11 protein-coding genes and 1 pseudogene are annotated in these 11,410 nt (G+C 34.8%); 7 read left to right on the top strand and 5 right to left on the bottom strand.

Going from position 1 to position 11,410, the window contains the following annotated elements:
• Positions 1-351: 351 nt before the first annotated feature.
• The 3 genes from JCM6256_RS08420 to JCM6256_RS10175 all read right to left on the bottom strand — a co-directional run bounded on the left by JCM6256_RS08420 (position 352) and on the right by JCM6256_RS10175 (position 2,880).
• The gene (locus JCM6256_RS08420) at positions 352-1,554 is read right to left on the bottom strand and encodes an ATP-binding protein (protein ID WP_025081252.1); all 1,203 of its coding nucleotides are present in this window, start codon (positions 1,552-1,554) and stop codon (positions 352-354) included.
• Positions 1,555-1,690: 136 nt separating this feature from the next.
• Complete coding sequence (locus JCM6256_RS08425) at positions 1,691-1,918, bottom strand: hypothetical protein (protein WP_025081253.1); 228 nt, start codon at positions 1,916-1,918, stop codon at positions 1,691-1,693.
• A gap of 158 nt (positions 1,919-2,076) precedes the next feature.
• On the bottom strand, positions 2,077-2,880 hold the full coding sequence (locus tag JCM6256_RS10175; RefSeq protein WP_369384415.1) for an Rpn family recombination-promoting nuclease/putative transposase: 804 nt from the start codon (positions 2,878-2,880) through the stop codon (positions 2,077-2,079).
• A gap of 317 nt (positions 2,881-3,197) precedes the next feature.
• On the opposite strand from JCM6256_RS10175, the pseudogene JCM6256_RS10180 reads away from it, so the two are divergent.
• The 3 genes and pseudogenes from JCM6256_RS10180 (at position 3,198) to JCM6256_RS08445 (ending at position 7,473) form a co-directional block, all read left to right on the top strand.
• Positions 3,198-4,417: pseudogene (locus JCM6256_RS10180) on the top strand (SLAP domain-containing protein).
• Between the two features lie 35 nt (positions 4,418-4,452).
• Positions 4,453-5,577, top strand: a complete 1,125-nt coding sequence (locus tag JCM6256_RS08440) for an SLAP domain-containing protein (RefSeq protein WP_025081255.1) — start codon at positions 4,453-4,455, stop codon at positions 5,575-5,577.
• Between the two features lie 63 nt (positions 5,578-5,640).
• A complete protein-coding gene (locus tag JCM6256_RS08445) occupies positions 5,641-7,473 on the top strand; it encodes a monovalent cation:proton antiporter family protein (RefSeq protein ID WP_025081256.1) in 1,833 nt (610 codons plus the stop codon).
• Between the two features lie 53 nt (positions 7,474-7,526).
• Here the strand turns inward: JCM6256_RS08445 and JCM6256_RS08450 are convergent, their stop codons facing one another.
• Together JCM6256_RS08450 and JCM6256_RS08455 are read right to left on the bottom strand one after the other, a co-directional pair.
• A complete protein-coding gene (locus JCM6256_RS08450; protein WP_025081257.1) occupies positions 7,527-8,333 on the bottom strand; it encodes a hypothetical protein in 807 nt (268 codons plus the stop codon).
• A gap of 59 nt (positions 8,334-8,392) precedes the next feature.
• Positions 8,393-9,154: a hypothetical protein gene (locus JCM6256_RS08455; RefSeq protein ID WP_025081258.1), complete on the bottom strand. Its 762-nt coding sequence runs from the start codon at positions 9,152-9,154 to the stop codon at positions 8,393-8,395.
• A gap of 159 nt (positions 9,155-9,313) precedes the next feature.
• On the opposite strand from JCM6256_RS08455, the gene JCM6256_RS08460 reads away from it, so the two are divergent.
• The 4 genes from JCM6256_RS08460 (at position 9,314) to JCM6256_RS08475 (ending at position 11,154) form a co-directional block, all read left to right on the top strand.
• Entirely contained in the window at positions 9,314-10,006 is a 693-nt protein-coding gene (locus tag JCM6256_RS08460; protein WP_025081259.1) for a 2,3-diphosphoglycerate-dependent phosphoglycerate mutase, read from the top strand.
• 157 nt (positions 10,007-10,163) lie between these two features.
• Complete coding sequence (locus JCM6256_RS08465; RefSeq protein ID WP_025081260.1) at positions 10,164-10,373, top strand: hypothetical protein; 210 nt, start codon at positions 10,164-10,166, stop codon at positions 10,371-10,373.
• A 10-nt stretch (positions 10,374-10,383) separates the two neighbouring features.
• Positions 10,384-10,776 carry a type II toxin-antitoxin system HicB family antitoxin gene (locus JCM6256_RS08470; protein ID WP_025081261.1) on the top strand — a complete coding sequence of 131 codons (393 nt, stop codon included), beginning with the start codon at positions 10,384-10,386 and terminating at the stop codon, positions 10,774-10,776.
• Positions 10,777-10,866: 90 nt separating this feature from the next.
• Positions 10,867-11,154 carry a type II toxin-antitoxin system HicB family antitoxin gene (locus JCM6256_RS08475; RefSeq protein WP_025081262.1) on the top strand — a complete coding sequence of 96 codons (288 nt, stop codon included), beginning with the start codon at positions 10,867-10,869 and terminating at the stop codon, positions 11,152-11,154.
• Positions 11,155-11,410: the final 256 nt, after the last annotated feature.

The following is an 11,410-nucleotide window of genomic DNA, read 5'->3' on the forward strand; positions in this document are numbered from 1 at the left end:
GTCTGTTGCTTGTCTACTAATCCACATTGTACGGGTTTGGGTGGGCAGGGTTCTTTAGAAGCAAAATTCGCCCAACCGTTTCAGAGAAAAATAATATGAGAATTAAAATATTATCGAAAATACAAATGTAAAGCAATGAAAATTTGGAAAGAAAAAGACAAGATTTGATAATCTTGCCTGTTTAGATATTCAATAATCTGAGGTGTTAATCTAATATAACAAAAACCGTTGCTCTTCTTGGACTTTAGAGTAACGGTTTTTTCATATACTTTTTTGTGATTCATACAATGCACATTTATCAATATCTAGTATAAAAGCTTTTTATAATTTACGCAATCAATGCATCGTGAATTAGTTATATTCTTCTAGCAACCAATCAATTAAATATTTAACAGGAATGCCATCAACAGACCCCGTATCAAATTGAGATAATGACAATACGATTTTCTTGTAACCATCCGGAATGAAACGCAAATTATCAGTCTCGCGAGTGCTATTTTCTGGTAAATGCTCAGTAACTTGATAATATTCAACCGTTGTACCTTTTTTGGCAACGAAGTCGATTTCTTTTCCAGAATAATCACCAACGTTAACGTTATAGCCACGGCGAAGCAATTCTACGAAAACAATGTTTTCAATTTGATGGCCGAAGTTGTCACGATGATCTTTGTTTAATCGCGTGTTGCGTAAGCCCGTATCAGCAACATAATATTTTCCTAACGTACTCATCATCTTTTTACCACGAATATCATATTTTTTAGCTTGATAGAAAAGATAGGATTGTTCAAGCAAATGCAGATAAGAAATCACAGTTGAAGTTGTCGTCTTAAATCCATTGCTGCGCAAAGTGTTAGAAATATTATTAGCTGAAATTGCACTTCCTAATTCACCCATTAAATATTCAATAATAGCGACAATGGCTTGATCATCGCGAGTATTAGAACGCAAGGCAATATCGCGAAGAACTACAGAATCAAAAATACCATTCTTTAATGCAATTTTGAGATCATCGCTTGGAGCAATATCAACTGCTGGGAATCCACCATCAACAATGTATTGTGTAAATAATTGGTAGCTTGTTTGAGGCGTGCCTTTTTTGAAATCATAATATTCTTTAAATGATAATGGGTAAACCTCCAGTTCAACGTATCTTCCTGAAAGAAGTGTGGCGAGTTCACCAGATAAAAGATGTGCGTTTGATCCCGTGATATAAATGTCGGCATTCATATCTACTCGAAAACTGTTGATAGCTTTTTCCCAATTGTTGACATGTTGGATTTCATCAAAGAAAAGATAATTTTTCTTCTCTTTATTTTCATGATCATGGACATAATGATAGAGATCCATTTCATCCTTGATATCATTGAAAGCTAAATCTTCAAAATTAATATGAATAATTTGATCATCGGTAATACCTTCCTTGCGCAATTCATCAATAAACATATTCATGAGGAAGGTCTTTCCTGAGCGCCGAATTCCAGTGATAACTTTAATTACTTCGTTGTCCTTAAACTTTTTTAGGAAGGACATGTATCTTTCACGTTTAATAATCATTTTAACTTCCTTGTCTTTTATGAAAGATATTTTTAGTAAAATAATATTTTATCTTATATAAAATATTATATCATCACTTTTATGATTTTATCTTTTATAAAAGATATTTCTATTTATGCACAAAAAAGCGAAGCCTTTAAGCCTCGCTTTTTAGATTAATGATACTTTGTTGTTCTTTTTGCCAGAGCTGATAGAAATAATCTGGCGTTTCACTAGAGTATAATTGTGGATTTTCTACTAATAATTCGTATGTTTTTGAGCGCAGGAATTGTTCACTGGCTTCCTGAAAGCTCATGTCGATATTCATAATAATTTTCTTCACCACCGAGGCGGTCGTGTATGCGACAAAGTCTCTAGTATCCATGATATTTTCCTTTCTTCTATATGTGGTCATTTGCTTAAATTATATCAAGTTGAATATTGAAACTCTAAAATCGCGCATTAATTTAAGAAAAATGAAAACGCCTATCGTTAAGATAGACGTTAGACGGAAACATAATTAATAGATGCTATTTTGAAGTTTTAAGCTTCTTTCATAATTTGTTTAAGCTCTTCTTCAGAGAAATGATCGCCGTAATGTTTCTTTAGATTATTTAAAATTTTTTCATTTGATACATCAACACTTTTTAGCATTTGAATAGATTTTTTAATATCTTCAACTTCCACATCATAAGTATTGTCAGCCAACATCATGTCTAAATTCATATCTAAATGCCTCCATTCTGGACTTGCTACGTAATCTTTAACTTCTGAATCGATTTTCTTAATGAAGTCACTGTCCTCGTTGACCTTGCCATTCATATAATCTAAAAAATTTCGCAGATCATAGCTTAAACAATCGTCATGGCCCAATGAATTGAAATAAAGCCAGTGTGCGTTAGTATCAATTACTGATTCGGGATTATTACGATTTGCTAAAACTTCCATCTCATATTTGGCTTGGCCTAATCCGAAAGGATCGAATGGCGAAAAGAAAATAATATAGCTTGCCTTAATATGGCGGTAATTCTTTCCTGACGGCAAAGTATCCTTGTCAATTTGTGATTGATAGTAGCGAAACCTTTTACCGATAGCGGAATCATTTCGCATCTGCATTTCGATGTCAAATTCTTGAGTTTTATTTTTAGCCCAGATATCAAAACGAGTATTACGCTCTTTAAGCCTTTTATTGAATTCTTTTTGCGGAGTAACTTTAACATCCTGAATGTCGAGCTCGGGCAAGATTTGTCTTAAGAAATACAGGCAATTTTCTTTCTTACTCATTATGTATCCAAAAATCGGATCACGAGTGATAGTTTCATTTTTTAACTTATTTACTATAATTATACCTCCTTAATGTGCATCTATCTGTGAATTATGCTTCCATGTATATATGTGCAAAAAAGCTAGATTTTTCCGAAAAAAGTTGCTCCATGAAGATAATTCTTAAACAATCGGTTATAATTATTAATGAAAGTGATTTTTTAGATAATGATGTCTAAAATATAAAACTGTTTCTTAACGGAAACAGTTTTTTTCATACTCAAAAATATGCTCACGTATGTAATAAATATTATTTTTTCATTTCAAAGTAGTCCTTTAGGTTGTATAGATCTGGAAAGCTGTATACAATAAAGTTGTTACATTCATAGGAGAATACGCAAATGAAGAGAAAATTTATTACTGGTGTCGCTACAGCCGCAGTTTTGACCTCAACTGTTGGTCCAGCAATGAGTAATATTCCTGCTATTAAGCAAGCATCAACTCATACAGTTTCAGCTGCGACTATTAGCCAAAATGCTTTTTTACAAAAAGCTTCACGTCAAGCTCAAAAGGCCGCTAAGAAATATGGTGTTTATCCTTCAGTTATGATTGCACAAGCAATTGTTGAATCTGGTTGGGGTAGCTCTACTTTAGCTACGCATGCTAATAACCTGTTTGGTATTAAGGCTGGTGAAGACTGGAGTGGTGAAAGTTACACAGTCAGAACTCGTGAAGAAAACGGCGCAGGCAAGAGCTATTACATTAATGCAGCTTTTAGAAAATACGATTCTTACGAAGGCTCATTTGATGATAATGGTAAAAAGCTTCGCCTTGGAGTTAGCTGGCAACCTACTCGTTATCAAGGTGCTGGATTGAAAATGCTTCAGGATATGCAGCTGCAACTAAAGCTTTGACTGGAACTTATGCAACTGATCATAAGTACAACCAAAGCCTTGATAGCAGAATTGCTCAATATAATTTGTCAAAATATGATCCTAAGATTAGCAAAGAAGCAAAGAGCTACACAGTTAAAGAAAATGCTGCAGCTTACGCTTGGCCAACTGATCACAGCGTAAGTGCTAAATCAGGTTCAGTTAAAAAAGATGAAACTGTAACTGTTGATAAGACTATTACTTACTATAATGGTTCACAGCGTATGCATATTGCTGGCAAAGGTTGGGTTAACTCAACAATCTTTAAGAAGGGTGGCTCAATGGCAGCTGTTACCCAAGCTCCTAAGGGTCAAGATGTTAAAGTTAATAAGCAATTAATGCATAATTCTTATGTCTATGACGGCGAGGGTAAACGTGTTAAAGGCGTTAAGGCATTAAAGGAAGACAATGTAGTTGTAACTTATGGTACTAAGAAGATTAACGGTAAGAAATATTATCGTATCGGTGAGGATCGTTATATTGCAGCTGGTAACATTGATGGTACAATGCGCCTTCTTAAGCATAATACTTATGTTTACAATGGTAGCGGCAATCGTGACAATGAAATTGTCTACAAGAAGGGTAAGTCACTTGCTACTTATGGCAAGTCAGTAACTATTGTTGGAAAGAAGTACTACAAGATCGGCATTCATCAGTACGTAAAAGTTTCAAACTTTGAGAAGTTATAATTTTCTCTGAGTAAAAAGGAATAAGGGAGACTGAATTGAAACTTAAAAAAGTGTTGATTACTTTGACTGCAGCTGGCATTACAGCTGCAGTTTCTTTCTTTGGAGCAAATTCTGCAAGCGCTGCAACCTTGAATGATATGGCTAAACAAAACGGTTATGTCGGCACGACATTTTTATATAAATGGTTGAAGACGCAGAATATTCGCTACAATAAATTTTATGAAGAAAACAAAATAATTTATCGGAATAACGGCAAGCCAGAAGGAATTGTCATTCACGAAACGGCTGATCCAGGTGCTACCGCTAAGGATGAGGCAATTTATTTTAACCGTGAATGGAATAAGATGTATGCTTATGTCCATGCATTTGCAGATCATAACGATGTTATCCAAATGATGACGCCTGATTATGGTGTTTGGGGCGCAGGTCCAATGGCTAATGATCGTTTTGTACAAATCGAGCTCTGTGAAGAAAATAATCGTAATGATTTTGCGAAAAGTATTAATAATGATGCGATTTGGTGTGCGCGGATTTTGCACAGATATAATTTAAAGCCAACTAATGCAACTCATGATGGTAAGGGAACAATTTGGTCCCATGCTGCTGTTTCTAAGTTTTTAGGCGGAACAGATCATGGCGATCCAGATGGTTATTTTGCCAAATGGGGCTACAGCATGGATAATTTCTTTGATCTTATTTCTCACTATTATAATTTGCAACAAGGTGCTCCAACAAAGGACAAAGATACCAAGCCTTCAAATCCAGCTGACAATATTACTAAATTGCCAGAAGTTAAGCCTGGTGAAAGTTTGTTAATGCATGATGCATATTTGTATGATGCTAAGGGCAAAAAGATTAAAGGCAAGAGTATGAAAAAGGCCGGCACCGTTGTTAAGATTCAAGCAACCAAGACGATTAATAAGAAGAAATATTATCAAATTGGTAAAAATCAATATATCAATGCTTCTAACATTGATGGCACAATGCGTCTTTTAAAGCATAATTCCTACATTTATGATACGGTTGGCATCAAGACGGGCACAAGCAAGTTGTTGAAAGGCAATAACGTTAAGACTTATGGCAGTCCAATAATAATTGAGGGAACTGAGTACTATGCTATTGGCGCTACCCAGTTTGTTAAGGCAGATAATTTCAGATAATGAAAAGTCGCGATGATGCGGCTTTTTTTGTATAATCAAACTATTAATAAGGGAGGAAAAATTATGGCGCAATTATCGCTATTTCTTGTTGTGCTTTTAGCCTTAGTGATTCCGATTTTTATGGCGCGTTTTAATGTGAATAACGTGCCGACCGCTGTTGCCGAAATTATTGTCGGTATCGTGATGGGATCAAGTGGCTTTAACTTAATTTCACAAACGCATGATTTAAGCTTTTTGTCTAACTTAGGAGTTATCTTGTTGATGTTCCTTTCAGGGATGGAGATCGACTTTGATCTTTTAAGTAAGAAAAACAATCCTAAGTCACGCAGTCAATCCGGAAAAGTTGTCGATCCGCTTCCAACAGCGGGAATGGCGTTTGCTGGTGTAGCAGTGATGTCAATTATCTTGGCATTTTTGCTTAACAAATTTGGCTTATTCTCAGAAATTCCACTTGCTGCAATTATTTTTATGACAGTGGCATTAGGTGTAGTTATCGCTACTTTGAAGGAAAAAGATATTTTAGGTCGACCAATTGGTCAAACAATTTTGTTAACGGCTGTTATGGGCGAAGTTATTCCACTTTTGCTGTTAACAATTTATGCTTCGCTACATGGTGGCAACGCAGAAAAGTTGTGGCTTATCATTTTGCTTTTTGCGGCAGCTATCTTTTTGCTTTGGCGTTTCCGTCAGCCTTATGATTGGTTCGTTAAAGTGACTAAGGCAACAACGCAACTTGATATTCGTTTAGCATTCTTTTTGATTTTTGCTTTAGTTACAGTTGCCGAAACAGTTGGTGCAGAAAACATTTTAGGTGCATTTTTAGCCGGAATGGTTATGAAACTCTTACAGCCAAGTGAAGCAACTAAAGATAAATTAACCTCAATTGGTTATGGTTTCTTCATTCCAATTTTCTTCATCATGACAGGCGTAGGTTTAAACCTGAGAAGACTTTTGGCTCATCCAGAAATGCTTGTGCTCTTGCCAGTTTTAGTTATTTTCTTATTCTTGGCAAAAGCACCAGTTCTTGCTGTCTACATGCATAAGTTTGATAAACGCAATGCCTTTGCAGGTGGCTTTTTGACAGCAACCACAATTACGATTGTTTTGCCAACTTTGCAAGTTGCTAGACGACTTCATTTGATTGATCAAATTCACTCAGATGTTTTTATTTTAGCTGCGGTAATCGTATGTATTGTTTCACCAATTGTCTTTAATTCCAACTTTGTTTTGAGTCCAGAAGACCGCATCAAACAAAGAGTGGTAATGGTTGGTGCTAATACTTTTACCATGCCAATTATTCATGATTTACATGACAATTGGTATTCAGTTAAGCTTTTTACCAGCGATGAAAATAATTTTAATACCTTCAAGAGTCGTGCGGATATTAATTTAATTCCAAGTTTAACTAAAGAAGAGTTGGAAAAAGCTGGCGGCTTTGATGGTGACATTTTTGTAGCGGCTATGCATGACGATAAATTGAATTATGCTTTGGGTAAAATGGCAAAAGAAGCTGGAGTTAACCGCGTCATCGTTCGACAGATGCAACCAGATGCACAGACTATTAATGATTTGGAAGATAATAATATTGAAGTCTTTAACTTTAGCAATGTCCGTGCGGCCTTGATGAGAGCTTTGATCGAATCACCAGCTGTTTACCAAGTTATGACAGATACCAAGAATGTTCTCTACTCAGTTGTTGTAAGAAATACTAAGTATACAGGACGTCAGTTAATGGATTGGGAATTTGTTGATAAGATGACAGTTAGTCGAATTCGCCGTGATGATGCATGGCTTTCACCTCATGGTTCAACTGTTATTGAGCCAGGGGATGAAATTATTTTCTCAGGTGAATTTGAAACGGCTGATGAAATTAGACAAATTTTAGGAAAACAATAAAAGAGAAAAATGCTAACAATGAAATTCATTGCTAGCATTTTTGTTTTCAGTCATTATTTAGTTTTCTTCTTTTCTTTTACCATTGGAAGAGGCTTAGCATCTAAAGCGTTGTTTGGAATCTTCAAGAAATCGTGCTTGCCAAAGTTGCCGAAACTTTGACCCAAGCGTACTTTAGAAAGTTTGCCCAAAGTCATGTTTACAAAGATATTGCATGAAAAGAGCTTATTATTTTTGACGACCATTGTAACGGTCATGTTGCGGTATTTACCGTATTTTTGAATATTTCTAAAGACCTTTTCTTGCTCTGCACTTTGCCCTACAGTAGCAACGATGTCATCGGCAGTTGCCTTCATCATCTTAGGATCAGTTGTTTTTGCGGTTAAAGTATATGTTTGCTTATTACGCTTCATCTTGTATGCATTCTTTAAGGTCGCATCAGGATTAAAGATTACTTTATTATTGGTAATTGCTTCAAGAAGTTCAGCGTAGCTATGGCCATTTAATTTTTGCGCGTTAGTCTTATACCAAGTACTGCTACCGTTAATATAAGCGTTATTAGAATTGTTGATCCATTCTTCGGAACTACGAGTTTTTCCATTAGCTGTTGTTTGATTGTTAATATGGAAAACTGTTGCTTCGCCACCAAAAGTAGTATTAGCAACAACTAATTGTGAAGAAGTGTCAGTTGAAAGACGAAGGGATTGGATAACTTGACCACTCTTAAAACCTTTTTGTGATTTTTGGATAACTTCATCTTTAGTTAAAGTAGGGGTGGCTTTTTGCTTTTTTTGTTGGCTACAGCCGCCAGCTAATAAGGCAGCAGCTAATGTTAAGCCTAAAAATATCTTTTTAAATTTCATCTGTATTTGAATCTCTTTTCGTAATTATAGTAACTAATTTTATTGTACTATTTCAGCTATTATTTACCTAATTCCACAGCTGATTTAGTAACGGTGTTTGGAATTTTGAGATTAGAATTTTTGTTGATATCATCGATATTTAATTTCAAATGTTTAACTTGTCCGTCATCTTTATATGCGGCGTCGATAGTAGTTTTAGTTAAATTGTATTTCTTATCGGTAGAAATCTTAATTTCGGTGTTATAAGGCTTAACATTATCAAGATCGATTCCAATTACAGAAGTGATCATGGAATTTTGGGTAACAGCTTTCCACATCTTTTTGCTATTGCCAGAATAAGTTAAAAGGTAACCATTATTGCCTTTTTTAACTTTGAATAATTTAGCGGAATTTTGACTAAAGGAAAGCAAAGCAGATTGTGCTAAATCGGCAGTTAGTTGAGCATAAGATGAAGCCTTGGTGACTTTGGTTTTAAACCATTTATTAGTTGCAGTGCCTTGCATTTGCATGTAATTGTGTTTGCCGTCGATCCACATTTTATAATGGTTGGATTCAGTTGAAAAATCCGCAAAGACAACAAGCGGCTTTTTTTGATATTGAGCTTTAGCACGTTGCAATGCCTCTTCTTTGTCATTAGTTTGTGTCCAAGTGGCGGTCATTGATTTGAATTTTGTGTTTTGAGCACCATTTAAAATGGTAGCTGCGCTTGGTAATTTTTCTTTAGGTTGGCTAGTTTTTTTATTATTTGAACAAGCTGCCAAAGTTAAAACGAATAAAACCGTAAAAAATATGGCGACAACATTTTTAAGTGTTTTTCTCATAATATCTCCTCAAATAAATTCTCTTTTTTCCTATTATACAAATTAATTCATTTCATTATAAAAAGAAATTATTAAGCTTTTTTAGCGAATAACTATGCATTTTTTAAATTAGCGTGTAAAATGATTACTGAAACATTGAATTTTCAAAGGAGATATTTCATGTCTAAATTAGTATTGATCCGTCACGGACAAAGTGAATGGAACCTTTCTAACCAATTTACTGGTTGGGTTGACGTAAACCTTTCAGAAAAAGGTGTTGAAGAAGCTAAGAAGGCTGGTCGTTTAATCAAGGAACACGGTCTTGAATTTGACCAAGCTTACACTTCATTATTAACTCGTGCCATCAAGACTTTGCACTTTGCATTGGAAGAAAGTGGCCAACTTTGGATTCCAGAAACTAAGACCTGGAGACTTAACGAACGTCACTACGGTGCACTTCAAGGTTTGAACAAGAAGGCTACTGCTGAAAAGTACGGTGACGAACAAGTTCACATTTGGCGTCGTTCATACGATGTTTTGCCACCAGCTATTGAAGACGACAACGAATTCAGTCAAGCACATGACCGTCGTTACGCAAACTTGGACCCACACATCGTTCCTAAGGCTGAAAACTTACACGTATGTTTAGACCGTGTAATGCCATTCTGGGAAGATCACATTGCTCCAGACTTACTTGACGGCAAGAACGTAATTATCGCAGCTCACGGTAACTCACTTCGTGCTTTGACTAAGTACATTGAAAACATTTCTGATGACGACATCATGGACCTCGAAATGAAGACTGGTGAACCAGTTGTTTACACATTCGACGAAAACTTGGATGTTGTTAATAAAGAAAAGCTTGACGACTAATTTTTAGTTGTTAGCTAGAAAAATCCTCAACCTTTGGGTTGGGGATTTTTTGTTTATATTTTTTCGGGAAAATGACGATTTTTTGCGTATATAAATATGGAGGTAAATTAATTATGAAGATATGCGCATTTATGTATAATATTATTAAGGAGACAACATGGTAAAGAGAAGAGACATCATTAATGATTTGAAAAGTAAAGGGATGATCATTGATGAAGGAAAAAGAAATAATCGTCATGCTAAAATAATTAATCCGTATAATAATTTAAAAGCACCATTAGCTAGACATCGAGAAATATCTTTTTTTACAGTAAAAGCTCTATATAAAGAATTAGGTTTAGATGAACCTATAAGTTTAAAACGTTAGGAGGAATAATATGAAAAGAATTGTAACTTATCCAGCAATTTTTAAACCTATTGATAAAGACATATATTTCATCAGTTTTCCCGATGTTAAAGGTGCAGTTACAGAAGGGCATGGCCTAAAAGATGCGTTTAGTATGGCTTCTGATGCTCTGGCAACAATGCTGTATGATGAAAAGAAATTACCTAAAATTACTAATCCAAAAGATATTAATTTAGATGATGATGGATCTTTTGTTGCTTTAGTATCAGCCGATTTAACAAGTGCGGCGGATAACTTTGAAAAAACAGTAAGAAAAAATGTAACGGTACCATACAATTTAGCAACCCAAGCTGAAGAAAAACATATGAATTTTTCAAAGATTTTGACTGAAGCATTAAGAGAAAAATTGAATTATCAAGGTTGATGAAAATATCTCATCAAAAACTAAACGCCTTTTTTGTTTTGGGTTTATCATAGATACGTATGAATAGGTGTTTATGAAGGAGATATTGGCTTGAATCACAAAATCGTTACATATCCAGCAGTTTTTAAACCGCTTGAAAACAATGTTTATGTTATTAGCTTTCCTGATATTAAAGGAGCAATTACTGAAGGCACAGGATTAAAAGATGCTGTTAAGATGGCTTCAGATACTTTGGCTAGTCGCTTATACAATCGTGAAAAATTACCTGAAGCTACAGAACTTGATGAGGTAAAAACTGCTGATGATGGTTCTTTTGTTGTTAACATTTCGGCAGATCTGACTGAAGCATCACAGGATAGAATTGGTTACGAAATTTAAAGGAACAAAAAAGAGCACTCCTTCAAAGAGTGCTCCTTTTTTATCAACTTGCTCCAAAAATTATTTTTATTTTTTCTTTTAATTTTATGGAACAGGTTTATTATATTATAAATAATAGTAGATTGCCATTCTTTTTTAATCTTGGTAGATACGCTTATAAAAATCTTAGTTATTAGATTTAATTTATTGAATGAATAAGTGATTAATCACTAAGTGTAAAATAGTTTGCGGTAACGTTTAAATATAAATTAAAAGG

This window comes from Lactobacillus hamsteri DSM 5661 = JCM 6256 (genome assembly GCF_000615445.1).
Lineage (GTDB): Bacteria > Bacillota > Bacilli > Lactobacillales > Lactobacillaceae > Lactobacillus > Lactobacillus hamsteri.

Coding starts and splice junctions, on each gene's coding strand:
- JCM6256_RS08420 (WP_025081252.1), bottom strand. CDS start 1,554: ATGATTATTAAACGTGAAAGATACATGTCCTTCCTAAAAAAGTTTAAG.
- JCM6256_RS08425 (WP_025081253.1), bottom strand. CDS start 1,918: ATGGATACTAGAGACTTTGTCGCATACACGACCGCCTCGGTGGTGAAG.
- JCM6256_RS08445 (WP_025081256.1), top strand. CDS start 5,641: ATGGCGCAATTATCGCTATTTCTTGTTGTGCTTTTAGCCTTAGTGATT.
- JCM6256_RS08450 (WP_025081257.1), bottom strand. CDS start 8,333: ATGAAATTTAAAAAGATATTTTTAGGCTTAACATTAGCTGCTGCCTTA.
- JCM6256_RS08455 (WP_025081258.1), bottom strand. CDS start 9,154: ATGAGAAAAACACTTAAAAATGTTGTCGCCATATTTTTTACGGTTTTA.
- JCM6256_RS08460 (WP_025081259.1), top strand. CDS start 9,314: ATGTCTAAATTAGTATTGATCCGTCACGGACAAAGTGAATGGAACCTT.
- JCM6256_RS08465 (WP_025081260.1), top strand. CDS start 10,164: ATGGTAAAGAGAAGAGACATCATTAATGATTTGAAAAGTAAAGGGATG.
- JCM6256_RS08470 (WP_025081261.1), top strand. CDS start 10,384: ATGAAAAGAATTGTAACTTATCCAGCAATTTTTAAACCTATTGATAAA.